This window comes from Paenibacillus sp. 1781tsa1 (assembly GCF_024159265.1).
In the GTDB taxonomy this organism is placed as follows: Bacteria; Bacillota; Bacilli; order Paenibacillales; family Paenibacillaceae; genus Paenibacillus.
The window spans coordinates 5,919,781-5,944,796 of sequence record NZ_JAMYWY010000001.1 but is presented as its reverse complement, the minus strand read 5'-3'; the positions used below and the strand labels follow the sequence as shown (position 1 = coordinate 5,944,796).

Genomic DNA, 25,016 nt, shown 5'->3' with positions numbered 1-25,016 from the left:
CTACGGTTGGTTAGTCCCCTTAGTTTTTGTAATCTTCAATATAGCCAAGCAAGTCAGCGATATATTGTCCGACAATCGGCATATTGACGAATTGACTGAGAATGAACGCGAGTAGACCTAGAACAACAAAGGTCCCTACGGTCAAACCGAGTCCTCGTGCCATACCTGCTGTGAAGTTGGTAATAATCCGCTTTTTGGGACTGCTGTAGTTCTCAATAATATCTTTGATCTGTGCTCTCTCCAGACTGTCCGCAATCTGGTCCAGACGTGTGTTCAATCGCTTTACCTCGTGTCGCAATTCAAAAGGATGCTCGCTTGTATCATACTGCTGTGCCGGTGTTCCTCCCGTAATTGGAGTATTACCGTTAATTGTAACTTTACTCATGATTATTCCCCCTCAACTCGCATTGGATAAAAAATAGCCAGCTGGAGTGCAGCTGGCTATTGGTCACTCGATCTGTATCGCCTTACAGGCTAGTCGAGTTAAGTTCTTTACGTGCATCTTCCTTCGCTTCTACGGAAGCGGCAGCCACTTCTTCAGATGCACGGGAGGCTTCGTTAGCCACATCAGCGGATGCTTTTCTCACAGATTCCATGACATCATTGCGGCCTTGATTCACTGTTTTTGCAATGTCGGAAGTTTTGGATGAGACCGTTTTAGCCAGTTCAGATGCTCTATCGCCTACAACGGTTGCAACTTCTTTTGTGCGGTCAGTAACCATGCCTACTTTCTCGGAAAGGTCACCACGCAATTCACGTCCCGGTTTAGGCGCAAAGAGTAGTGCCGCAGCAGCTCCCAGCAAACCTCCGATGAAAATCCCTTTGGCGAAAGTCGAACCCGTCTGTACAGGATATTGCTCTTCTGCTTTATTCATGTCTAATCACTCCTTCTTCAAATTAAGAAACAAATACGAAACAACGAACACCTTGTTGCCCGAATCAGGCAGCCTGTCTTAGCAGTCTGGACACAAGCCCCAGCAAGAAAACAAAGAGCGCTGTACCAATGATGGCAGGGATGATGGCAAAGTTGCCGATAACGGGTCCCCAGTTACCAAGCAAAAGTGCTCCCAGCCAGGCTCCGGCAAATCCGGCAATCATTGCACCGATTATGCCTCCAGGCATGTTGTGACCGGCAAGTGCGTCTCCGATCAATCCGATGATGACAGCCATCACAATGCTGATAATGATGCCCCACATAACAACCGCCTCCTTTAAACTTGATGTAGGATGTTGTCTGTTCGCGTTTGCTTACTTCGTATATAAACGCCGTGCAACCCTGTGAAACAATAAAGATGAGGATGAATGAACTGGAAATCAGAGGAATTCATTCTTTAGCGGCTCTGTTTAATGCCTTTAATCATGCAGAAGATCCATGCCAATCCAGCGGCAAATCCCGTAAATACATCCGTAGGATAATGAACGCCCAACATGATGCGGCTGAGGCCAATCAAGAAAATAAAACTGATTCCGCATAGAACAGGAAGCCACACTCCGGAAGAGTTATGTCGCTGTTGCTCAATGGCCCAGATTACAAAGAGCATGCCGTAGAAGCCCATGGAGATCATGGCATGTCCGCTGGGAAAGCTGTACCCGTGAACGACCAGCAGATGATCCAGTTCAGGTCTGCTTCGTCTGAAAAATTCTTTCAATAACGTGTTCAGAATCCACATCATGGCAAAACTTCCCGTGATCGCATATCCATATATAACAAACCTTGGGCTGCGTTGTATGAAGAAAAGAAGAGCAAAACCTCCTGCAGCTACAGCAGAGATTTTGAATGAGCCCAGCGCGGTTATGAATGCAGTGTAAGGCAATAGATAAAGACGTGAATCTGAATTCAGATAAAATAATTGCTGAATTTCATCATCCAGACGAATAATAGAATCATGGCCCAACCAGGCACCCAGACCTGCCAGGATGAATACAACCGTAGCGCTGATAACCATACCAGCCAAACTCCAGTTGAAGAGGGGGCGTAACGACATGCCAGGGGTCGAACCTGATGAGGATGGTGTAGACATTTTACGTGGCATAGTGAGTTTCTCCTTCAGTATGGTAGTCATGAACATAGATGATAAAGCTATACCCGAAATGCCTGTCGAAAAAACTGTAAAAACGTCGCTTTTGTACTATACTATTTAAGATATCCCATGCGGCGTCGTGACGCAAAGCAGAGATGAAATCGGGAGCACAAAGGAGAGAACTCGCATGGAGAGTGCCTTGTTAATTAAAGAATACCGTGCAGGCGTCATGGAATGCGCCCATTACGGACACATAAGTATTACGGATGAGTATGGCCGAATTGTATACTCGGCTGGCGACCCTCATTTTAGAGCGTTCACTCGCTCATCTGCCAAACCTTTTCAAGCTATTCCAGGAATCCGGGCAGGGATTGCCGGTCACTATGGCCTTTCCGCACAGGAGATTGCCATTATGTCCTCTTCGCATCGTTCGGAACCGGAACACATTCGGGTGCTGGAGCAGTTATCCGGTAAAATCGGATTGGGTGAAGAATGCCTGATCTGTGCACCAAGCTACCCGCTTAATGAAGAAAGCCGTAATCAATGGATACGTGGACAAGGAGAGAAACGTCGCATCTTGCATAACTGCTCCGGAAAACATCTGGGAATTCTGGGGTACAGTCAGATGAAGCAGGTTGATTTGGGTAGTTACGCTGAACCGGATCATCCGGTGCAACGTGAAATTCTCGAAACGTTTGCCGACCTGGCAGGTATTGAGGAAAAAGAGATTAAGCTTGGGACGGATGGCTGCGGCTTTCCGGTATTTTCTTTGCCTTTGTCGGCATTGTCGAACGCCTATCTGAAGCTGGCTTGTCCGGACCTTATCGCCGATTCTTCTACAAGAACAGCTGTAGAGACGATTACATCAGCTATGAATGAACATCCGTTAATGGTAGGTGGCACGGAGCGTGTAGATTCAGTGCTGCTGGAAGACGATAACATTGTCGCGAAAGGTGGATTCAAAGGGGTATTCGGTTTTGGTCTGAAAAAAGAACGATTGGGAATCACCTTCAAGGTACTTGATGGTTCCGAGGAAGAGTGGGCCTTCATAACCCAATCCATCCTGAAACAGATTGGTTATTCCAATGAGAGAACCCTTGCACGATTGGCTGAAGTGTTCCCTTCCGACATCCGAAATGATGAGGGTACCCTTGTAGGTCATGCAGATAGTGAGTTCATTCTCCACTCACTTGAAGATAGCGTATAACCTTAAGAAGGGGCGTGATTAGAGTTGCCGGCCCCCGGGTAAAGATGACATACCAACTGGTATTTATCTAAACAATTCATATACACGCATGGACTGCCGTACTAATGTGGCAGCTCTAAACCCTTGGAGGTGGATGAACATGATTAAAGTGGTGACATCGGAAGAAAGGCACACGTCGGATCGAGGTTGGATACACAGTGAATTCAGCTTTTCCTTTGCGGATTATGATGATCCGAGCAACGCCCATTTTGGCTGTCTGCTGGCTCATAATGAAAACACGCTGATGCCGCAAGAAGGCTTTAAGAAACATCCACATCATGATCTTGAACTTGTCAGTTATGTCATATCAGGTACACTCAAACATACGGATAGTATGGGAACAGAACAACTGCTTGAACCGGGTACGGTCCAGGTGATGAGTGCGGGAACGGGAGTGGAACATTCCGAGACTAATCCGTCAGCGGATGAACCGGTACGTTTCCTCCAAATGTGGTTTTTGCCATCGGAGCGTATGCTGAAACCATCCTATACGAATCGGAGAATAGAGCCGCAGGAGTATTTGAATCGTCTATGTCCGATTGTATCCGGGCAAGGGGGCGAGGGAACCGAAGGCGCATTGCCTATTTCTCAGGATGTAACCTGTTACCTCTCCCATTTGGAGTCTGGGAAGAAGTTGATGTACCCGCAACACGAAGATCGACGGACACACCTTTTCCTCATCCGTGGACATGTAGAGATTCAATGTTCGGATGGCAACTTCAACCTCAAGCCGGGGGATGCCGCACGAATTCGTAAAAGCTGCGATCTGCAAATTACGAGTACAGACAGTGAACCTGCCGAATTTGTTCTGGTTGACCTGCCTTAAGGATTAGAGGTATTCCGTAAAAGATCGTCTTGAAATATAAACATGCAAAAAGGACCTGTTGCCACGTTGATGTGGAAGACAGGTCCTTTTTTGCTTACTTTTGAATAGGCAATCATTGAAGTCGCATATGACCAAAGCAATACTTGGACTAGGATTTACGAAGTTTACCCAGTTCCGAAGCGACAGCTTCCACTTCAGAGATACTGAGATGTTCCTTGCCCAAAATCATTTCATACAGGTCAAACAGATCTTCATATTTCTCAAGTGGGAATGACGAAGCTTGCATGGCGGCACCGCTTGCCATACGAAGTTTAGTTTTGATCGCTTCAATCATATATTCCATATTGGCTGCTGTTGCTTGTGTTAAATCCATCGTTAAGTTCATCCCTTCCGTATCGGAAACTCTTGTTATTGTATCATGATTGGAAGTGCCCAGGCCAATGCTTTTGCGGGGAAACCAAGCATCGGTTACAATGATGGATACAACAACAGGTTTTCATGGAACCCTGAGTGTACTGGAGGGAATACAGCTTGGCAGCGTATAAGCGAGAAATGGTTCGCCATCAAGGAAGGGAAGTCCGCAAAGGCGTGCCTGCAGAGAATCTGGTATTATTTTTCAAAAACATCGTTCAACTTCACGCTCCAGATGAAATCACGTTTGTCTGCATCGGTACCGATCGTTCCACCGGGGATGCTCTGGGTCCACTGACCGGAAGTATACTGCAAGAGAATGGAATAGGTAACGTGATAGGCACGCTGTCTTCCCCTTGTGATGCAGATACGCTGGAGAAGAAATTGGCACTTATTCCTGCACACCATGCCATCATAGCGATTGATGCGTGTCTGGGTCCCAAGAATGCCGTAGGTACATACTATCTTTCGAATAACCCACTCATTCCAGCCCAATCGGTTGGAGGCAATCTCCCTCCTGTCGGACAATACAGTCTAGCAGCTGTGGTTAATGCCAATGGACCAAGGCCCTATTCCATTTTGCAGATGACCTCGCTCCACTTGGTCATGGAGATGTCCCGAACGATTGCAGACGCCGCAATTGAAGCATGGAAATGGAGACAAACGTTTCATTCATAAGATGTAGGCTTAATAATATACAACCTGAATTATTTAATTCGCGCAGAGAGAGGGATTCATATGGAAAAAGTGATGTGTGATGGAACGACGATTTGTTATGCCGAACAAGGTAAGGGAGAAGCACTCATTTTGCTCCACGGATACTGTGGCAGTTCATCGTATTGGGATGAGGTCGTACCTGAACTGGCACGCAGCTATCGCTGTATCGTACCCGATCTGCGTGGACACGGAAAAACAGATGCACCTGTAGGAAGTTATACCATCGAACAGATGGGCAACGATGTACTACAACTGATGGACGAGTTGAATGTGGAAAAGGCGGTCCTTCTGGGACACTCGATGGGGGGATATATTGCGCTCTCGATCGCACAACGTCACCCGGAGCGTTTGAATGCTTTTGGTCTGATTCATTCCACAGCCTACCCGGACAGTGAAGAAGCCAAAGAGAAACGCCTTCGTGCCGTTTCCACCATTCAAACCGAAGGTATCGTGAATTTTGTAGATGGACTGGTTCCCGGGCTGTTTGCACCCGAACATGTGGAATCGTTATCTAAGCACGTAACACGTGTGAAGGAAATTGGTTACCAGACTGCCCCTCAAGGTGCTGTTGGTGCTGCACTTGCAATGCGTGAACGCCCGGATCGCCGCGATGTGCTGTCCGCCACACCTTTACCTGTATTGCTGGTAGCGGGAGAGAAGGATGCTGTTATCCCGCCAGAACGTACATTTACAAGTGACAAGCCACATATCGTGCAAGCCGTTATTGCGGGTGCGGGTCATATGAGCATGTATGAAGCTCCTGAAGAGTTAATTCAGGTCATTAAGCAATTTATGGCTGGATTATCGAAGTAATTTATGAAGTGATTTATGTTAATCTCATTAAAATATAGCTTGGTTACTGGATAATTCACCCTTCTTGTGGAGAATTACCAGTTCCCATGCCAGTCGAACCCCTGCAACGTCCTTTTGGGATAAGCAGGGGTTTCATCTATTTCATGGCCAGAGTAAAGACATGCGTCTTGTTTTTGGCTTTTTGTCATGGCATGAATTAAAATAACTACAATAGGACGATATGAGAACGATTGAATGGATATGGTCGAATGATGAGGGGGCATACAGCATGTTCAGAAAAGATTATCTGCTCCGCATGATGGAGGAAATGACTGAAGCAATTGGCAAAGTGTTCACGCTCAAACAGCAACGTAAGCACACCGAGGCATTGTCTGAACTGGATGAGCTGATGCGCAGGCAGTTTGGGCTGAACTTATCTCTATTGAACTCGTTGCCAGCGGAGGATGTTATTGAAATGTTCCGTTTTCGCGGAATGATTGAAGTGGACAATCTGCAGCAAGCCGCCAGGCTAATTGAAGAAGAAGCATATATATATCAAGAGAAGGCCAAAGTGGAAGGCATAGAGGATCAGGAAAGAATGGACGCAGAGGATGAGGCTGTCATTCGATTGATGAGATCACTTCATTTCTACCTGTATGCATTGAATCATGGCGCTAATCCTAAGTTATTGGACGCACCGGAACGGGTGGAGGGTGTATTGGGTCTTACCAAAGAATATGAACTTCCTGCCCGGACTGAAAGACAGCTTGCCGTCTATCGTGAGCAACAGGGACATTACGACCAGGCAGAGAACAGTTGGTACAGATTGCTCCAGCTTGGTGCTGAATTCCCGGTAAGCTACCGAGATGATGTACAGGCGTTCTATGAAAGGTTGAGCCAACTCACGGATGAACAATTGGATCAAGGCGGTTTGCCACGCAACGAAGTTGAAGAGGGGTTAGCCGAACTAAGTCGTCAAGAGATGAACTCATAAATATGAATTGGATCAAGGCTTGTTACATGCCATCACTTGGAGAGGGAACGGAAGTGTGGTATGGTAACGGTTGACCAAACCAAACCGAAAGTGAGATGTACCCCGTGGATTCATTGCGAAAGCTTATACAAGACATCTTTGAACAGAATTCGCTGATTACAGCGACCTGGAGCCAGCTGCGCAGGCGGGACAATGTCTCGTATACCAAAGTGCAAGTCAAGCCGGTGACACTGAAGAATCAGCTGCATTATCAATTTGCATTTCATTATAACAACAAAGTGCTGCACGAGAATTTGACTCCGGCTGAAGCGACAGAGCGCATGACTTTGCTATGCGAAGAGACGTTTCGTCAAGGCCTGCTCTGTACTACCGAGGCAGACTATCAAATTTTGATCAGCAAAAAATATAAAGTATCCATTCTGACCAAATCTGCTTCCAAGACTGCGGTGGATCTGTCGCATAATCGTAAGAAGCAATATGTATTGGAAGAGGGAGTACCCGTATCGTTCCTCGTTGAACTTGGTATTATGAACGAAGAAGGTCGTGTGCTGGCCCGCAAGTATGACAAGTTCAGACAGATCAACCGTTTCCTCGAAATGGTGCAGGATGTCATTCCACATCTGCCGGAAGGACGTCCACTGACCATTGTTGACTTTGGTTGCGGGAAGTCTTATCTGACATTTGCGTTATATCATTATCTGTCTGTACAACAACGTCGTTCTCTCAAGATTATTGGGTTGGACCTGAAGGCAGATGTCATTGAACACTGTAATGATTTGGCTAATCGATTGCATTATGGCGATCTGAAGTTTCTGGTTGGAGACATCGCGGACTACGATGAATTGAACGAAGTGGATATGGTTGTAACACTGCATGCCTGTGATACAGCTACCGATGCTGCTTTGGAGAAAGCGGTTCGATGGGGGGCTTCTGTTATTCTGTCTGTTCCTTGCTGCCAGCATGAACTGTTTGACCAAGTAGAGGCTTCCGTAATGAATCCGTTGTTGTCCCACGGCATCCTCAAGGAGCGTTTCTCCGCACTGGCTACGGATGGAATTCGTGCCAAGTTGCTTGATCTGATGGGATACAAGACACAATTACTTGAATTCATCGACATGGAGAATACGCCTAAAAACATATTGATACGTGCTGTTCGCGGTCAGGCTGGCGAAGTGTCGGAGATGTGGAATGAATATACGGCTTTCCGTGATTTCATTCATGCCGATCCATATTTGGAGCGGGCTTGTTCGGATTTGCTCCCTGATGATGGCAAGCAGGTTATCGGGAAATCAAAATCGAACAAAGAAACCGTTCAAGATTCCACGAATTGCGACATTTGCTGAGTGTGCCAATGCCAATCCAGGGACATACTGCAATTAGGGTCCCTGAATGTAAAGTTCAATATTATGCACATACGTTGTAGCAAGCAACATCATAACTGTCAGGTATGTATCAGAGACAGAAGGACCCGTTATCGGGAGCTTCTGTCTCTTTGTTATGCATATGGACATATGGAGCGGTGGAAGGAGGGGGATAAGGATGAAGAATAGGGCAATGGATAAGGGAGTTGTAAGGTATAAACGAGGGTATGCGGCGAATGAGAAAATGATGGAACAGGTGCTTGAACAGTCTCACCGCGCAAATGATACAGAATATGTAGATAACAGGGACTTATGTAATGGGGACATTAGGGGCAGTAGAGAGAGTACATATAAAAAAGATGATACATATCAATTAAATGGAGTTATTCAATCCGAAGAGTCAGGTGGTTTTTCTCGGATCTTGGGACGTGAACATTATTCAGGGTTGGGATGGACTGTTGGGCTGGGCATACTCTCTATTGTCTTGCTGCTCGCAGGATGTCTGGGTCGAGGACTGTACTATTCAGTGGATCTGTACCCTGTTATTCTGATCGCAGCAGGAAGCACCTTGATCATGATCGTTCTATTTCTTACAGTTTTTCGTCCGAAGAAGGCGAGTGAACGAATACCCATGTCATTGGTACAGGGGCAGGGGAACATGGAACGAATGGTTGAGATTATATTTCGATTGCCGGGGATGTGGCGGGTATTGTTGCCGCTAGCGATGATGACATGTTTTGGGCTACACGCTTGGTCAGGTTCGGTGAGTAGACAGGGCAGTATGGATGAGATGCTGCGTTGGAACTTGCTTGCGCTGTTTACGCTGCTCACCGCAATACTGGCTGCGCGCACGGATGGTGCGCGTTGGTTAGCCTGCGGTTGGCAGATGGCAGGCGGCTTGCTTGTGCTAAGCGGCATTCTTGCCGTGTGCGGAGTATTGCCGCTGCCCTTCGGGGTGATGCGGACTGCTGACCCCGAGATCAGCTCCGCCGGAGCACGGCTCGGCGGATTATTGCAGTACCCTAATGCGTACGGTGCCATTGTTGGCATGTACGCATTGGAGCGGCTGACAGCCGCCGCACGAGTCTTGGCCCGGCCTGTGCCGGCCGGGCGACTCATTGCGGCAGTGCTGCCGCTCATGCCCGCGCAAGCCGCGCTCCTGCTGAGCGAGTCGCGCGGCGCTTGGCTGGCGACCGGCTGCGCCGCGGTCGCCGCCTTTGCTTTGCAGCGGCGCGGTGCCCGCCTGCCGCTGCTGCTGGCCATGGCCGCGCCACTAGCGTGCGCGGCCTGGCTGTACCGCCAGCTGGCTGCTGCCCAGCTGGCGCCTGCACCTGTGCCCGGCCTGCTGGCACTGGCCGGGGCATGGGCAGCTGCGCTGCTCGGCACGCTGCTGCTGTGCCGCCTATGGCACAGCGGCGCCGCCAAGGCACCTCGCGCCGCTGCCCTGACGGCCATCGTGCTGGCGGGAGCCGCCGCCGCACTCATGGCCGTGGCCTCCACCGCCGATCGCCTAGCGGCAGGTGTCGGCACGGGGGTATCCCGCCTGCAGATGTGGCGGGATGCCCTCCAGTTGTGGACCGAGGCCGCATGGCTTGGCCACGGGGGAGACACATGGCGCAACATGTTCCGCGCCATTCAATCCTCGCCTTATGTTGGAGGCGAGGTCCACAACGGCTTGCTCGATCTCGCCCTGGACACGGGCATGATCGGCATCCTGCTTGTCGCAGGGTGGTTTCTCCTCACCCTGCGAAGCATCTTATATTTTGCACCGCAGCTCATGCCATCCGTGCTTGTTTTTGGCCTGCATGGGGCGATGGACTTTGACTGGAGCTTCACCTTATTCTGGATGCTTTTTATTTGGCTTGGTTCATGGGCATCCGCATTGAAGACGGAAGCAGTGGAAGGCAAGCAACTGGGTGGAAGAGAGGAATACAAACCTTTCAGATCCGAATCCAGATCCAGAGCCAGAACTGTTTTTTTTCGATCTTTATCAACTCAATTCAGCCGATCAACTATCTCGATGCGTACCTTCTTTCATATACTTCAGCGAGTGACTGCTCGGTTAATAAGGGCATCCGCAGTGATGATCATCCTTTTCTGGCTTGGTGGAACAATATGGCTGACCTCCCGATACGCCGTAGCAGAATTGCAGTACCGTCAGGCGCTGACTGAACCGGATGGCACTTCAGCACACAAGGTGCATCTTATGGCTGCTTTTCAATCGAATCCGAATCGACCCGATATCATGATATCCCTTTCACGATCTCTCCCGGGGCAAGAAGCAACATCACTTCTTTTGAACAGCTTGTCCCATTCTCCGATGCACCCTCAGAGTTACATCGAACTGGGACGATTGGCGGCCCAATTCGGAGAAGGGCAGCAGGCTGCAAAATATTTTGAACAAGCGATCGCATTGAATCGGTATGATGGCATTGGCCAATCCGTCGCTTTGTATTGGATGGAGCAGGCAGCGCGGCGAGAATGGAAGGCAGGATATAGAGATCGAGCCCGACAGACTGCCGCCGCTGGTGTACAGATGTATGAACGGTATCAACTGCTGGCTGAGGAAGTGGAAGCGGGAGACGTTCGTAATGACCGCCGTTTTGTAATTGAAGAACATGCTCCAGGCTATGGAGAGAGCCTGCGCAGGCTTGCTTCCGCTTCTTCTCCTCCATTTCCTCCAGAGTTGACCAAGCGGAGCTCTTGAATCACTGGTGAATAGTGACGCTGACCCGAGCGATATAACAATGGATGTCAGCGTCTGTAAAGTCTATAAAGTCTATAAAGTCTATAAAGTCTATAAAGTCTATAAAGTCTATAAAGTCTATAAAGTCTCTAAAATCTGTAAAGTTTGAAATCTAAACTGGCTGCCTCGCGGGGATGGTATGCGTTTTTCTAAGGAACACAGGACGTCTTATTTGGCCTTTAGCTGCTCCTTTTAAATTGTAACGAACTTCAGACACGTTATTTCCACAAATCCCCTAACAATAACGCTATAAAAGGCCAAAAATTCCGATATAACATGTCTCAGATTCTTTAGATTTCTAAGAGTGCTTCAAATCCTTGAATAAGATGCCTCAGATTCGTTACCGCTTGTGGGCTTGAGGTTGAGCATGGGCATGTAAAGATACTCCCAGCTTTGTTCACAGCATCGTTTATGTTCACACTCGCTGTTCCTGTTCATGCACCAAGCGTTGTTCAAATTCCCAGCTTTGTTCAAACTCACTGTTTATGTTCGCACTCCCTGTTAGGGCTCATACTCTCAGCATTCTTGCGCTCCCTGTCAGGCTCATATTCCTAGCTTTGTTGCACTCCCTGTTAAGGCTCATACTCCAAGCGTTGTTCAGACTCCCTGTGGTGTTCATCAGCTCCATGCTCTGCTCCAACCCTAACCCAGAGGACGCCCCTGACTCCACCTATAGCGAAGCTTTTCATTCTGGAATATCTACAGACGATATCCGCCAAATGCATGCTGAAACGCATCTTTTAATGGTTCAACCTCTACTTCCCACAGCGCGGCAATCTCTGCACTGACATCCGTATTCCACCACTCACATAATTTCTTGCGGTTGTCGCGATTCTCCCCAATCCAGAGCAGATTCGTAATCACCTTACTGTAATAATATTCTTCCGCCTGCTTCATCCGTTCGGGAGAGACATATACCTTTAGCCTCTTGGCTGTCCGGTACAATTCCTTGCTGCATGCCCTGCGAATTCCCCTGGCGGAAGGAAGATTTTGACCGGATTGCGTATGTTTGACCGGCGGAGAACCGGGTATTGACTTGTGTGACATCTTCTCACGCTCCTCTCCCCATACCATATGCGGACTGCCGCGAACGGGACACTATCCCAACCTCTTGAAGTAGCAACGTCCACAGCCCTGTGATAAAATAGGGACGAACATCCATGGTGCGGAGAGGCACCGCCAATTAGGATGGAGAAAGAGGGTTGAGATGGACTTTATTCATAACCTTGTCAGCCAGTTGTTCGACTGGATTCAAAGTCTTGGGTACTTTGGAATCATGCTTGGATTAATGTTAGAAGTTATCCCAAGCGAAATTGTGCTGGCGTATGGAGGGTTTCTCGTTTCACAAGGTAATATCAACTTCTTCGGTGCTATGATTTTTGGTACGGTGGGCGGCGTGATTGCCCAGTTATTTATTTACTGGATTGGCCGTTATGGCGGCAGACCTGTACTTGAACGCTTCGGTAAATACATACTCATCCAGAAAAAACACATCGACCATTCCGAGGAGTGGTTTCGCAAGTATGGTGCAGGTGTCATTTTCACGGCGCGTTTTGTTCCGGTGGTAAGGCATGCCATCTCCATCCCGGCTGGTATCACAAAAATGCACGTAGGTAAATTCATTTTGCTTACTACACTCGCTGTTATACCTTGGACTGCATTGTTTATATATTTAGGGATGATTCTTGGAGATCAATGGAAGCATATTGATGAGAAAGCGGCGCCATATGTTATGCCTATTTTGCTTGTCGCTCTCGCCCTTATGATTGTTTATGTACTTATTAAATGGATGAATGCTCGCAAAAAGAAAGGAAGTGTCTAGTCATGGGTAAACCCAACTTGTCTCACAAATTCGGTAAAGGTCTGCCACCGAAGGATTTTATCGAAAGTATGACCAAGAACCAAAGTGAATTCCAGGCCAACTATGATAGCTTTACTTGGTCGAACGAAGAGGATCGTGAGTTCTTTGAAAGCCTGAACCATCGCGACGACCTGCGTGTGTTAATTCTGGCTGCTGACTGGTGCGGGGATGTTGTACGTAATATTCCGGTTGTATTCCAGGCGCTTGAAATCTCAGGAATCCCAACTGAAGTTCTGATTATGGAGAATCATCCCGAAGTGATGGATGAGTTCCTGACGATGGGTGGCCGTTCCGTGCCAATCGTTATTTTTGCAGATACAGGTGGTCATGTGCTTGGTCAGTGGGGACCTCGTCCGCAGCATGTACAGGAAGTCATGATTGAATTCAAACGCCTTAATCCGGATCGTGAAGCAGCAGATTATCAAGAGAATTTGGCTGTAGCGCGTCAAGAGATTGGTAAACGTTATGGGGAAGGAACGGAGTCACATGCGGCCATTATCCGTGAGCTGCGTGAACTGATTTCGGGTTATTAAGCCGATATGCTTAACATTCGCACGTTTACACTTGGCCCGCTTCAGACCAATGCGTATCTCTTGCAAGGAGATGATCCGGGCAAAGCGGTCATTATTGATCCGGGCATGAATCCAGGCCCGCTGCTTAAGGCGATTCAAGATTTGGAGATCGAAGCTATTCTCTTGACTCATGCTCATTTTGATCATATGGGCGGCGTAGATGAGATTCGCAAGTTGAAGGGATGTCCCGTTTATCTTCATGACTTGGAGAGTGACTGGCTCACCACCCCCAAATTAAATGGATCTTTGAATTGGCCGCAGGCGACACCACCACTTTCGACAGATCCTGCTGAATATGCTATGGACGAAGGGCAGAAGCTGAATCTGATTGGACATACGTTTAAAGTGTTCCATACACCTGGGCATTCACCAGGCAGTGTAAGTTTGCTTTGTGATAACGATCTCTTTGCCGGTGATGTACTGTTCCGCATGGGTGTGGGCAGAACGGACCTCACGGGAGGACGTGAACGGGATCTGATTGATTCGATCCAGAACAAGCTGTATACCTTTGCTGATGAGGTTAAAGTGTATCCAGGTCATGGACCCAAAACGACCATTGGTTATGAGAAACAGAACAATCCTTACGTGTCTGCAAGATAATCCGACATGATATGTGAAGAAAGTCTGGACAAGTGACAACTTTTTCATTAGAATAGCAATTAGTTGTTACAAGCGTTAAGGCATCATCTAACTGAAGCATTACCAAGAAACACCCAACCTTGCGAAGCACGCAGACTGCGGTTTATACCCGGTTTGCGTTCTTTTTTTGTTTTCAGCCCCTTTTTATCACAGAATTAGCCTTTTTTACGCTACATAGAGATGCAAGATGCGCTTCATCACAAGCCAGTTTGAGACCAATAACAAGTTAGCAACAAGAACAGATTGTTTAGAAATGATGAGTTTAAGAAAATAGTATATAAGTTGAACTAATCATTTACACGATAACGGAGAGGACAGAAAGAACCTGAAAAAGCGAAGCTACAAGCTTTCTGCAAGAAAGCTACTTCGAAAGCATAAGCTATCCCCGGATTTTCCCCTTCGGAAAAGGGAATCAAAAAATCTGGGGATAACAGCGATTGGAAGGTTATTCTGTCATCGTAGTGTCAGTGTAAATAATCTTTAGTTCAACTTATATAGATCATGAGAGTGGGGAATATCAAAGTGGAGAAAACAAGAGTTATTCCGTTGGGACAGCGTGTCGAGTATCCGATTATGGATGAAAACCGTCGCATATTGGAAAGTGTGAAAAGAGAAACTAGTACCAAGCGAACTTTAATACATAACCCTAGCGTGACTGGTGAAGAGATGAAATCTCAGCAGAATATATGGACAAGCCGTGTGTTGAAAAACGGAGCCCGCAATCAACCGTGGTTCGACAAGTTGCAAGATTACCGGAATCAAGTCTGATTGCCCGGGAAATTGTCGGGTTTGATTTTTTTTTTTTTATCTCCATTGAACGTTTCTGCAGAGCCTGTCGTATTAACTCCAGATTGAACGGGAAGCAGGTGATGACCATGATAAAGGCAGCTGAACTCGAAGAAGTACGCAGAGCAGTATCAGGAGATGATAGCGCACTCGCAGCTTTGTTACAACGTCACTACACGTTTGTGTATAAGTATCTTGTCAAAGTTACAATGGACGCTAATCTTGCGGAAGAGACCGTGCAGGATACAATGGTTCGTTGTATGGAAAATATCCATCGATATGACGGTACGTCTGCCTTTTCATCATGGATGATTACCATTGCGACCCGAATCTACATCGACAAGACAAGACGCAGGAAGAGAGAGCAGAGCTGGCTTAGTCTTATCCGTGATCAGGCTGTACGTCGATTCCGCTGGCAGCTCGAGAGTCGGAATGAAGAATGGACAGATGTCATGGATGCGATGACAAGGCTGACTCCCGAACATCGTGTGGCAGTGCTGCTGAAGCATTATTACGGATATGGATATGACGAGATTGGAGAAATGTTGGGTATTCCCTCCGGAACGGTGAAGTCACGAACAGCCTACGGTCTCCGTCAGTTAAGAAAGGAGCTGGAATAAGGATGAGCAGATCAGATGATGAACAGGAACAAGAGGTTGTAGAGCGATTGCAGCAACATATGAAAGTACTCGATGACGTATTTGAGCCCACAAACATACCTTCATTAGGTTCACTTGAAGCTCAAGTCAGAGAACGAAGACAAATCAGACGCCGAACCAATTGGATCGAGATGATATGTTTCTGGTTGGTAGGTTTGCTTGCCATTGTGTTCGGGGTATTATTGTTCGTATCTGCTCCAGCTCTATATCTGAGTATCCAGGCTCTTGGTACAGTTGTTGCTGTGATTTTAGTTGTGATCTGGCGGCGACAAAAGGAGGTTCGTTATGAATAAAATGCATTATTCATTGGATGAAATTTCTCCATTGTGGCTTATACTGCTTGGCATTTTCCTCTTGGTTCAAGGCACATGGATCTTTCAGGATGCACGCAGACGTGGACGTTTCCCTTGGTTATGGGGATTATGGGGGATCACAGGATTTCCCACGCCGCTCATTATATACTGGTTTGTCGTTATTCGATCACAGCGAAAGCCAAGTGAACCCAAAAAGTAAATATGGTCTTTTGAGAAAAAAAAGATTTTGCACAAATATGTTGTTTAATTCTAGTATTCCTAGACATCGTTATTCTTTTCTAGTAGACTATACAAATAAATATTAAGATAGACTACCAGGAGGTTAGACGATGCTGCGATTAGGAGAGAAGGTTGTCATCGTCGCGGATGCGTTTGAGCAGAATCTTCCTGTGGGGGAATATGGTTTCATCATCGCTTATGACCGGAATCCGGACAATGCGTTCGATTACGTGCTTCGAGTGCCGCAGGTGAATCGGAACTTTTTTGTTCCATCCGGCGACGTCGATCTGGAAGAGGTTCTGCTGAAGCAGGAAGCTGAGCGGGTCGAGCGAGAAGCGTTGATAGATTACGCCCTTGCGACACACAATGAGAAGCTGTTTCATCATTTGATGAACGGAGATTTTCAAGCTGTGGAAGAGGAAGAGGAAACCGCGAACGATGTTATGTCTCAGGCGGATTTTATAAAGCAGGTTAATCTGCGTGCATGGATTTAGAATTTGAAGAGTCGGCTGATGCCGGCTCTTTTTTATTTCCTAATACAATACAAGATGTTCAGAATCGGTTCAGAGACATTTGATACGATATCTTCCGTTGAAGAAGGGTAATCCCTATCAAACTTACATAAGTGAGAGAGGAAGATATGAATATGAGAAGGATTCATCAGAATGGTAAGAAATTCATTATGATGTTGTTGGCTTGTGTAGTCATGTTGGGAGTGGTTCCAATCTTTCCGACATGGGTTGCAGATCAGGCCTATGCTTCTGTTGATGAAGAATGGACATCGCTCGGAAATGCTGGTTTTTCTGAAGGAGAAGCCTCTGCTCCCAAGTTGGCGGTTGATCAATCAGGTAATACATATGTTGCTTATACGGATTTAGGTGCCAGTTTCAAAGCTACAGTGATGAAGTATAGTGTCTCCGATGGCTGGCAGCTTGTTGGTGAGAGAGGTTTATCGAGCGGTTCAGCAATTGGAATTACGCTTGTACTAGATCAACAGGGTACCCCGTATATTGGATATCAGGATAATAATGCGGATGGTAAAGCAACAGTTATGAGATATAATGCAATCAATGATGGGTGGGAACCGGTAGGACAAGCTGGCTTTACGCCAGACAGGGCGAACTATCCTTCACTTGCGCTGGATCAGGCGGGTAATCCGTATGTTGCTTTTAAGGATGGAGCCAGTGGTAAGGCAACAGTAATGGCATACAACGAATTAACAGGATGGGGTTTGGTAGGAATTAACGATGTTTCCCCGGAAATTGAAAACGCGGTATCGTTAGTTCTTGATCAAGCAGGTATACCCTATGTAGCTTTTCAGGACAGTTCCTCCAATACGACAGTGATGAGATATAGCGCTGATACTTGGGAAGTGGTAGGACAAGCAGGGATCTCGCCCGGATATACATCCTCTCCCGTGCTCGCACTAAGCCCCTCAGGCAGGCCATTTATCGCATTTAGTGACGATACATCCAAATTGACAGTAATGACATTCAAGAGTGAGACAGAAAGCTGGGAAACCGTTGGTGACCGGGGGTTCTCTCCAGGTTCGATTTCTTCACCGTCAATTGTAGTAGATCAGATGGGCGTACCTTATGTTGTCTTTAAGGACGGTGCAAACGGTCATAAAGCAACAGTTATGAGTTATAGTTCGCATAATGGTTGGCAGTTTGTGGGTCAAGCGGGATTCTCCGCAGATGTGGTATCTACGCCTGCACTGGCACTAGATCCTCAATATGGAAAACCCTATGTGGTTTATCAGGATGCATCTGAGCAATCCAAAGCGACCGTAATGCGGTTTGGTACGAAGCTTTCGCACACAGTCACGTACGATGGGAATGGAGCTCAGGCAGGCAGTGCACCAATTGATAATCAGCAATACCCTGAACAAGCAGGTGTCACTGTTCAAGACAACACAGGGGCTTTGGAAAAAGCGGGATATCTATTTGCTGGCTGGAACACAGCAAGTGATGGAAGCGGAACGAGCTATGATGCTGGCGATACGTTAATAATGGATTCTTCTAACGTAACACTATATGCTGTTTGGACACCTTCTTCTTCTGGAGGTACAGACCCGGAACTAGATGAAGACAAATGGAATATTCTTGGTCAAGCAGGCTTCTCGGAGGAAATGGCTTTTGATCAGGATATTACAGTAGATGCGAATGGCACGCCATATGTTGTATTTACGGATAGTGCTAATAGCTTTAGAGCGACTGTAATGAAATATAGCAAAGATAGTGGATGGGTGCCTGTAGGACAACCTGGCTTTACACAGAGTCCTGCATCCAAAAATAAAATAGCAATTGACCAGAATGGAATAATATATGTTGCCTTTAGTGATGGAAATCTTACTGGCAGTGCCACAGTCATGAAGTACACGGAGCATGAAGGCTGGGAAGTTGTGGGATCACCAGGTTTCTCGTCAAGAAGTTTATGGAGTCTGGATTTGGAACTTGATAAAAATGGTGTGCCTTATGTTGCATTTAATAGTGGTTATCAACTCAAAGTAGTGAAATATAATGACGATTCCAGTCAGTGGGATTCCATTGGCAACGCTGGATACAACCTGGGAAGCTCGGGAGGCGGCGTACTGACTATGAGTCCAAATGGTGTACTTTATGCTGCATACAGCGATGTTGATGCGGGATTCAAATTATCCGTTATCCGATATAACGAAGCAGATGATTCTTGGTCACTGGTTGGCGATCGTGCGTTCACTGAACAAAATTTGGCTGAAATTGCGCTCGCTGTGGATCAGAACGAAACGGTGTATGCTACATATACGACGGGTGGCCACAATGGACTTAAGCCAACCGTAGTAAAATACACTGGCTCGGGAGCATGGACAGCGGTTGGAGAGCCGAATTTCTCTGAGAACCAGACCGAATTTCTTTCCATGGTGGTTGACCAAGAAGGAAGTCCGTATGTGGCTTTTAAGGACTTTGCCAATGGTAATAAAGCAACCGTTATGAAATATAACGAGGTGAATGGCTGGGAACCATTAGGGGGAGCTGGAGTATCAGAAGGAATTGCAATGGATACCAGACTGGCGATTAACAAAGATGGGGCCCTTTACCTTTCTTTTAGAGATGGAATTAGTGCACCCAAATCTACAGTGATGTCCTATGTTCCATCTAAGAGCTATCAAATTCGATATGACAGTAACGGGGCTTCATCAGGAAATGTACCTTTAGATGACCAGATGTATAAGTCACAATCGCAGGTTACCATTCTCGGTAACACAGGTAATCTAGTGAAGACAGGACATGCTTTTGCAGGATGGAATACGGCTGCGGATGGTAGTGGACATAGTTATGGTGCAGGGGATGTTCTGCTCGTAGGAAAATCTAATGTAACCTTGTATGCGAAGTGGACTGCTTCAAATAATGGTGGATCTGATGGGTCAGGAGGTTCCGGAGGTTCTGATGGATCTGGGGGTTCAGGTGGATCTGGAGGTTCTGGAGGTTCGGGAAGCGGAGCGACAGGTGCATCACCATCAGGCGGAGGAGCAACAAACTCGGGTGTCACGATCTTGGTGAATGGAAAGCCTGAAACAGTTGGAACCTTGAGTAAAACTCAATTGAATGGGCAGAATGTGTTGACTCTGACCGTCGACGAGCAGGCTGTCATGCAAAAATTGCAGGTTGAAGGCAAGGGTGCCGTAGTGACCCTTCCTGTGCAAAGCGGCGATAAAGACCGGGTTAATGGTGAATTGACTGGTAGATTAGTGAAGTTCATGGCAGATCAAGAAGCTGTACTTGTACTTCAGACAGATGCGGCTACGTATTCCTTGCCTTCCCGCTTGGTGGATGTTAGTATGCTAGCCCAACAACTTGGCGCGAATAACCACCTAGAAGATATGATTCTTCATTTGCAAATTTCTCCTGCTTCTGCAGATCGCGTATCCGAAGTGGAGGAAGCAGGCCGTGTAAACGGCTTAAGCTTGATTGGGTCGCTGTTAGAATTCAATATCACAGCCACATATGAGGGTAACTCTGTGAGTGTAGACCGATTTAACGAGTATGTGGAACGAGCAATAATACTACCTAATGAGAGTGACTCCATGAAGGTGACGACAGGAGTAGTTGTTGAGAAGGATGGCAGCATGCGTCATGTACCGACCAAGATTTCGAATATTAACGGTGTGAACTATGCGAAGATCAACAGTTTGACCAATAGTGTATATGGTCTGGTCTGGAATCCACGAACTTTCACGGATGTTGCGGGACACTGGGCAGAAGCAGAAGTAAACGATATGGGCTCACGTATGGTTATTCGTGGAGTAACAGATACAATATTTAACCCAGCTGAGCGTATTACACGTGCTGAATTCACGGCTGTTCTGGTAAGAGCGTTGGGGCTGCAAAGCAATACAGCTAATAACCAGTTTAGCGATGTGAGTTCAAGTGATTGGTATGCAGGTGTAGTTAGCGCTGCGACTGATTATGGTCTCATCGATGGTTACACAGACGGTGCGTTCCGTCCTGCACAGGATATCACTCGTGAGGAAGCGATGATGATAATTCATCGGACGATGAAAATCACTGGTTTGGATCGTAAGCTGGATATAAATGCGAGCCAAGATCTTTCACGGTTTACCGATATGAATCAAGTATCCGATTGGGCCAAAGAAGCGGTGAACATCAGTCTACAAGCTGGAGTTGTATCTGGTCGAAGTAACGAGAACATTTCTCCGAAATTTATGATTACTCGGGCAGAGACGGCTGTGCTTGTTCGACGGCTGTTGCAGCTATCAGGTCTGATTTAATAAGATAATTCCAAAAGTCCACCCTTTTTTGAACAAGCACTAGTATTAATTCTAATCAGGTTGGTAACCAAGGGCAGTGCGTTTAGCGCTGCCTTTTTGGCAGTGATGAACAAGAACGAATATTGGATAGTATGGAGGACAGGTCATTTGCATTGAATTGTCGAACTATCTCACCTATAATGAAAAAAGTTATCTTGAGACTTTAGCCCGTTAAACGAGCGATTCGTTTCAGGTCGTTTCGGGAATCAGAACGAATGAAGGAGGCATCCGCTAATGAGTATTTCAAATAATGACGTTCAGCATGTGGCCAAGCTGGCCCGACTCAACTTGACTGCTGAAGAAGAACAGACCCTGACAGGTCAGCTGAACGCGATTTTAAAATATGCAGAAAAGCTGAATGAGCTGGATACGGAAGACATCGAACCCACCACTCACGTTCTGCACGTAAGCAATGTCATGCGTGAAGATGAGACCAAAGAAAGCCTGTCGATTGAACAGGTGATGCGCAATGCACCGGAAGAAGAAGACGGGCAGTTTAAAGTGCCTGCTGTAATGGAATAACGGATAACCGGAAGGAGGACAAACACTGTGAGTTTATTTGAACAATCGTTGCCTGAGTTACATAACAAGCTGCATGCCAAAGAGCTGTCGGTCAGCGATCTGGTGGATCAGGCGTATCAGAATATTGGCGCGCATGACGATAAGGTTAAGGCGTATTTGGCACTGGATGAAGAACAAGCACGCGCTCGTGCACGTCAACTGGATGACCGTCTGGTGAGCGGTGAGGAGAAAGGTTTGCTTTTCGGCCTGCCTGTAGGGATTAAGGATAACATCGTTACGAACGGACTGCGCACGACGTGCGGCAGCCAATTTCTTCGTAATTTCGACCCGGTGTATGATGCAACAGTTGTCGAGAAATTGAAAGCTGCGGACACCGTCACTATTGGTAAACTCAACATGGACGAATTCGCCATGGGTGGCTCCAATGAGAACTCAAGTTTCTCCCCTGTACGTAATCCATGGGCACTTGATCGTGTTCCAGGAGGCTCCAGCGGTGGTTCTGCAGCAGCTGTGGCTGCGGGAGAAGCATACTTCACGCTTGGATCAGACACAGGTGGCTCCATCAGACAACCTGCTTCGTATTGTGGTGTTGTTGGATTGAAGCCGACATATGGACTTGTTTCCCGCTTTGGTTTGGTTGCATTTGCCTCATCTTTGGATCAGATTGGACCTTTGACGAAAAATGTTGAAGATTCTGCTTATGTATTGCAAGCCATTGCCGGTTATGACGCCAAAGATTCGACATCTGCAAAAGTAGAGATTCCGGATTATTTGAGCGGACTGACAGGTGACGTTAAAGGGCTTCGCATTGCTGTTCCGAAGGAATACATTGGTGAAGGCGTCGATCCACAAGTGAAAGAAACGGTTCTGTCTGCATTGAAAGTTCTCGAAGGACTTGGGGCAACATGGGAAGAAGTATCCCTTCCGCATACCGAATATGCGGTGGCTACGTATTACCTGTTGGCATCTTCAGAGGCTTCTTCAAACCTGGCTCGATTTGATGGCGTACGTTATGGCGTGCGTGCAGACAATCCGGACAACTTGCTCGATCTGTATCACCAGTCTCGGAGCCAAGGCTTTGGTCCCGAAGTGAAACGACGTATCATGCTTGGAACGTATGCACTCAGTTCGGGTTATTATGATGCCTATTATCTGAAAGCACAAAAAGTACGTACATTGATCAAACAGGATTTCGACAATGTATTTGCCAAATATGATGTGATTATTGGACCAACTGCGCCAACTACGGCGTTCAAACTGGGTTCACAGGTGGATGATCCGCTTACGATGTATCTGAACGATATTTTGACGATTCCGGTCAACCTGGCTGGTGTACCTGCCGTGAGTATTCCATGTGGATTCTCGGATGGATTGCCTGTTGGCTTGCAAATTATCGGTAAAGCCTTTGATGAAACAACCGTATTGCGTGTAGCGCATGCGTTTGAACAAAATACAGAATTCCACAAGCAGCGTCCGCAGCTGTAGACTGCCCGGAACGGAGGAATATAGAAATGTCCGCATCTAAATATGAAACGGTCGTTGGACTTGAAGTCCACGTGGAGTTGCATACCAACTCCAAAATTTTCTGTGGCTGCTCCACAGCTTTTGGAGCTCCGCCGAACACCCATACTTGCCCGGTCTGTCTCGGACATCCGGGCGTACTGCCGGTACTGAATCGTCAGGCGGTAGACTACGCCATGAAGGCAGCGATGGCCCTCAATTGTACGATTGCTGATGTCAGCAAGTTTGACCGTAAAAACTACTTTTACCCCGACTCACCAAAAGCCTATCAAATCTCGCAATTTGATCAACCGATCGGTGAGAACGGCTGGATTGATATCGAAGTGAATGGTGAAACGAAACGAATCGGCATCACGCGTCTTCACTTGGAGGAGGATGCAGGGAAGCTTACACATATCGATGGCGGATACGCGTCTTTGGTGGACTTCAACCGTGTCGGTACTCCACTGGTGGAGATTGTATCCGAACCTGAGATTTCTTCTCCGGAAGAAGCACGTGCATATCTTGAAAAATTGCGCGCAATCATGCAGTACTGTGATGTATCGGACGTGAAGATGGAAGAAGGTTCACTGCGTTGTGACGCCAACATCAGTTTGCGCCCACATGGACAGGAGAAGCTGGGAACCAGAGCGGAGCTGAAAAACATGAACTCCTTCCGTGGTGTTCAGCGTGGTCTCGAATATGAACAATATCGCCAGGCTGAAATTTTGGATGATGGCGGTGAAGTGGTTCAGGAGACGCGTCGCTGGGACGAAGCTCAAGGAAAAACACTGTCGATGCGTGGCAAGGAACAGGCGCATGACTACCGTTATTTCCCGGACCCGGATCTCGTGAAGCTGCATATTGATGCAGCCTGGAAAGAGCGCATCAAGGCTACCATACCTGAGCTTCCAGACGAACGTAAAGCTCGTTACACAGCTGATTATGGATTGCCTAGCTATGATGCAGAGGTTATTACTTCATCCAAGGCTATCGCTGATCTTTTTGAAGATAGCTTGAAATTCACTCAGGATGCCAAATCCGTATCCAACTGGATTATGGGCGACTTGCTGGGTTACCTGAATACGAGCAATCTTGAGGTGACTCAGGTTCCACTGACAGGTCAAGGTTTGGGTGAGATGATCGGACTGCTGGAGAAGGGCACCATTAACAGTAAAATCGCCAAAACGGTATTCAAGGAAATGCTGGAGAGCGGTAAGCTTCCACAGCAGATCGTTGAAGAGAAGGGTCTTGTGCAGATTAGTGATGAAGGCGCCATTCTTGCCATTGTTGAGCAGGTTGTAGCGAATAACCCTCAATCCGTGGAAGACTATAAAGCCGGTAAACAGAAAGCCATTGGCTTCCTTGTTGGTCAGGTTATGAAAGAAAGTAAAGGCAAGGCGAATCCCGCTCTAGCCAATCAACTGCTTGCAGATGTACTGAACCGCTAATCCTTCCGGTGAGGCCGGACAGAAAGAGGCTCGTCCCTGTGACAGCCTCTTTTTGGTATTGATAGATACAAATGTATTTCGGAAGGGGGAACGGATATGAACATTCAACTATTGTCACTGAGTGATCTGGAGACGTTGGGACAGTTATGGAGACTACAGCATGTGGCTTATCGATTGGAAGCCGAAATCATCGGATTTCAGGAGATTCCTCCTTTAATGGATACGATGGAGACGCTTCGGGATTGTGGAGAGAGCTTTTATGGTTGTATCCATAGTGACGGAGAGCTTATCGGGGCTGTCGCTGTGGCGGAGGAAGAGGAGAATACACTGACCATTACACGAATGATGGTGCACCCGGATCACTTTCGCAAAGGAATTGCGGCATCTTTGATGACGTATGTGTTGGAACAGCATGCGGATCTTCCACGTTATATCGTCTCCACAGGAACGCTGAATCAACCCGCTGTCAATCTGTACACCAAATTTGGCTTTCATCCTGTGGAAGTTACACAGATTGCACCTGGAGTGGAATTATCGACTTTTCACAAGAATAAACTTTAATAATATGA

General features: G+C 47.1%; 26 protein-coding genes. 20 read left to right on the top strand and 6 right to left on the bottom strand.

The features are described from left to right. Positions 1 to 19: 19 nt before the first annotated feature. From NKT06_RS26820 to NKT06_RS26805, 4 genes are all read right to left on the bottom strand, one after another. Positions 20 to 385, bottom strand: a complete 366-nt coding sequence (locus tag NKT06_RS26820) for a DUF5665 domain-containing protein (RefSeq protein ID WP_017692276.1) — start codon at positions 383 to 385, stop codon at positions 20 to 22. An 82-nt stretch (positions 386 to 467) separates the two neighbouring features. Further along, a complete protein-coding gene (locus tag NKT06_RS26815) occupies positions 468 to 875 on the bottom strand; it encodes a YtxH domain-containing protein (protein WP_074096444.1) in 408 nt (135 codons plus the stop codon). 64 nt (positions 876 to 939) lie between these two features. Beyond that, entirely contained in the window at positions 940 to 1,197 is a 258-nt protein-coding gene (locus NKT06_RS26810) for a GlsB/YeaQ/YmgE family stress response membrane protein (RefSeq protein ID WP_017692278.1), read from the bottom strand. Between the two features lie 134 nt (positions 1,198 to 1,331). Beyond that, positions 1,332 to 2,033, bottom strand: a complete 702-nt coding sequence (locus NKT06_RS26805) for a phosphatase PAP2 family protein (protein WP_253440912.1) — start codon at positions 2,031 to 2,033, stop codon at positions 1,332 to 1,334. Between the two features lie 175 nt (positions 2,034 to 2,208). Here NKT06_RS26805 and NKT06_RS26800 point away from each other — a divergent pair, with 175 nt between their 5' ends. Together NKT06_RS26800 and NKT06_RS26795 are read left to right on the top strand one after the other, a co-directional pair. Continuing rightward, entirely contained in the window at positions 2,209 to 3,228 is a 1,020-nt protein-coding gene (locus NKT06_RS26800) for an asparaginase (protein WP_253440910.1), read from the top strand. A gap of 139 nt (positions 3,229 to 3,367) precedes the next feature. Then, positions 3,368 to 4,093, top strand: a complete 726-nt coding sequence (locus NKT06_RS26795) for a pirin family protein (RefSeq protein WP_253440908.1) — start codon at positions 3,368 to 3,370, stop codon at positions 4,091 to 4,093. 148 nt (positions 4,094 to 4,241) lie between these two features. Here the strand turns inward: NKT06_RS26795 and NKT06_RS26790 are convergent, their stop codons facing one another. Further along, a complete protein-coding gene (locus NKT06_RS26790) occupies positions 4,242 to 4,466 on the bottom strand; it encodes a DUF1128 domain-containing protein (RefSeq protein WP_253440906.1) in 225 nt (74 codons plus the stop codon). Between the two features lie 158 nt (positions 4,467 to 4,624). Here NKT06_RS26790 and yyaC point away from each other — a divergent pair, with 158 nt between their 5' ends. The 5 genes from yyaC to NKT06_RS26765 all read left to right on the top strand — a co-directional run bounded on the left by yyaC (position 4,625) and on the right by NKT06_RS26765 (position 11,075). After that, positions 4,625 to 5,182, top strand: coding sequence for a spore protease YyaC (yyaC, locus tag NKT06_RS26785; protein WP_253440904.1), 558 nt, complete (start codon positions 4,625 to 4,627; stop codon positions 5,180 to 5,182). Between the two features lie 60 nt (positions 5,183 to 5,242). Continuing rightward, positions 5,243 to 6,034, top strand: coding sequence for an alpha/beta fold hydrolase (locus tag NKT06_RS26780; RefSeq protein ID WP_036607004.1), 792 nt, complete (start codon positions 5,243 to 5,245; stop codon positions 6,032 to 6,034). 268 nt (positions 6,035 to 6,302) lie between these two features. Then, complete coding sequence (locus tag NKT06_RS26775; RefSeq protein ID WP_253440902.1) at positions 6,303 to 7,007, top strand: DUF6483 family protein; 705 nt, start codon at positions 6,303 to 6,305, stop codon at positions 7,005 to 7,007. A 95-nt stretch (positions 7,008 to 7,102) separates the two neighbouring features. Next, entirely contained in the window at positions 7,103 to 8,350 is a 1,248-nt protein-coding gene (locus NKT06_RS26770; protein ID WP_253440900.1) for a class I SAM-dependent methyltransferase, read from the top strand. Positions 8,351 to 8,546: 196 nt separating this feature from the next. Next, on the top strand, positions 8,547 to 11,075 hold the full coding sequence (locus tag NKT06_RS26765; protein WP_253440898.1) for an O-antigen ligase family protein: 2,529 nt from the start codon (positions 8,547 to 8,549) through the stop codon (positions 11,073 to 11,075). A gap of 738 nt (positions 11,076 to 11,813) precedes the next feature. Here the strand turns inward: NKT06_RS26765 and NKT06_RS26760 are convergent. Further along, the gene (locus NKT06_RS26760; protein WP_253440896.1) at positions 11,814 to 12,161 is read right to left on the bottom strand and encodes a dehydrogenase; all 348 of its coding nucleotides are present in this window, start codon (positions 12,159 to 12,161) and stop codon (positions 11,814 to 11,816) included. Between the two features lie 160 nt (positions 12,162 to 12,321). On the opposite strand from NKT06_RS26760, the gene uptA reads away from it, so the two are divergent. From uptA to NKT06_RS26695, 13 genes are all read left to right on the top strand, one after another. Further along, complete coding sequence (uptA, locus tag NKT06_RS26755; protein ID WP_253440894.1) at positions 12,322 to 12,936, top strand: undecaprenyl phosphate transporter UptA; 615 nt, start codon at positions 12,322 to 12,324, stop codon at positions 12,934 to 12,936. Positions 12,937 to 12,938: 2 nt separating this feature from the next. Continuing rightward, positions 12,939 to 13,508, top strand: coding sequence for a thioredoxin family protein (locus NKT06_RS26750; protein WP_253440892.1), 570 nt, complete (start codon positions 12,939 to 12,941; stop codon positions 13,506 to 13,508). Positions 13,509 to 13,514: 6 nt separating this feature from the next. Then, positions 13,515 to 14,147 carry an MBL fold metallo-hydrolase gene (locus tag NKT06_RS26745; protein ID WP_036607016.1) on the top strand — a complete coding sequence of 211 codons (633 nt, stop codon included), beginning with the start codon at positions 13,515 to 13,517 and terminating at the stop codon, positions 14,145 to 14,147. A 561-nt stretch (positions 14,148 to 14,708) separates the two neighbouring features. Next, on the top strand, positions 14,709 to 14,954 hold the full coding sequence (locus NKT06_RS26740) for a hypothetical protein (RefSeq protein WP_253440890.1): 246 nt from the start codon (positions 14,709 to 14,711) through the stop codon (positions 14,952 to 14,954). A 101-nt stretch (positions 14,955 to 15,055) separates the two neighbouring features. After that, complete coding sequence (gene sigY, locus NKT06_RS26735; protein ID WP_253440888.1) at positions 15,056 to 15,592, top strand: RNA polymerase sigma factor SigY; 537 nt, start codon at positions 15,056 to 15,058, stop codon at positions 15,590 to 15,592. 2 nt (positions 15,593 to 15,594) lie between these two features. Continuing rightward, complete coding sequence (locus NKT06_RS26730) at positions 15,595 to 15,924, top strand: DUF5345 family protein (protein ID WP_253440886.1); 330 nt, start codon at positions 15,595 to 15,597, stop codon at positions 15,922 to 15,924. Continuing rightward, positions 15,917 to 16,144 carry a sigmaY antisigma factor component gene (locus NKT06_RS26725; RefSeq protein ID WP_253440884.1) on the top strand — a complete coding sequence of 76 codons (228 nt, stop codon included), beginning with the start codon at positions 15,917 to 15,919 and terminating at the stop codon, positions 16,142 to 16,144. Before NKT06_RS26730 ends, NKT06_RS26725 begins: the two co-directional genes overlap by 8 nt. Positions 16,145 to 16,274: 130 nt before the next feature. Beyond that, positions 16,275 to 16,658: a hypothetical protein gene (locus tag NKT06_RS26720; RefSeq protein ID WP_024631336.1), complete on the top strand. Its 384-nt coding sequence runs from the start codon at positions 16,275 to 16,277 to the stop codon at positions 16,656 to 16,658. A gap of 152 nt (positions 16,659 to 16,810) precedes the next feature. Further along, a complete protein-coding gene (locus NKT06_RS26715) occupies positions 16,811 to 20,935 on the top strand; it encodes an S-layer homology domain-containing protein (protein ID WP_253440882.1) in 4,125 nt (1,374 codons plus the stop codon). Positions 20,936 to 21,208: 273 nt separating this feature from the next. Next, positions 21,209 to 21,496, top strand: coding sequence for an Asp-tRNA(Asn)/Glu-tRNA(Gln) amidotransferase subunit GatC (gatC, locus tag NKT06_RS26710; RefSeq protein WP_036607033.1), 288 nt, complete (start codon positions 21,209 to 21,211; stop codon positions 21,494 to 21,496). 27 nt (positions 21,497 to 21,523) lie between these two features. Further along, the gene (gene gatA / locus NKT06_RS26705; RefSeq protein ID WP_036667997.1) at positions 21,524 to 22,981 is read left to right on the top strand and encodes an Asp-tRNA(Asn)/Glu-tRNA(Gln) amidotransferase subunit GatA; all 1,458 of its coding nucleotides are present in this window, start codon (positions 21,524 to 21,526) and stop codon (positions 22,979 to 22,981) included. 26 nt (positions 22,982 to 23,007) lie between these two features. After that, complete coding sequence (gene gatB, locus NKT06_RS26700; RefSeq protein ID WP_062836483.1) at positions 23,008 to 24,447, top strand: Asp-tRNA(Asn)/Glu-tRNA(Gln) amidotransferase subunit GatB; 1,440 nt, start codon at positions 23,008 to 23,010, stop codon at positions 24,445 to 24,447. A 96-nt stretch (positions 24,448 to 24,543) separates the two neighbouring features. After that, complete coding sequence (locus tag NKT06_RS26695) at positions 24,544 to 25,008, top strand: GNAT family N-acetyltransferase (RefSeq protein ID WP_253440879.1); 465 nt, start codon at positions 24,544 to 24,546, stop codon at positions 25,006 to 25,008. The last annotated feature ends 8 nt before the right edge of the window (positions 25,009 to 25,016 follow it).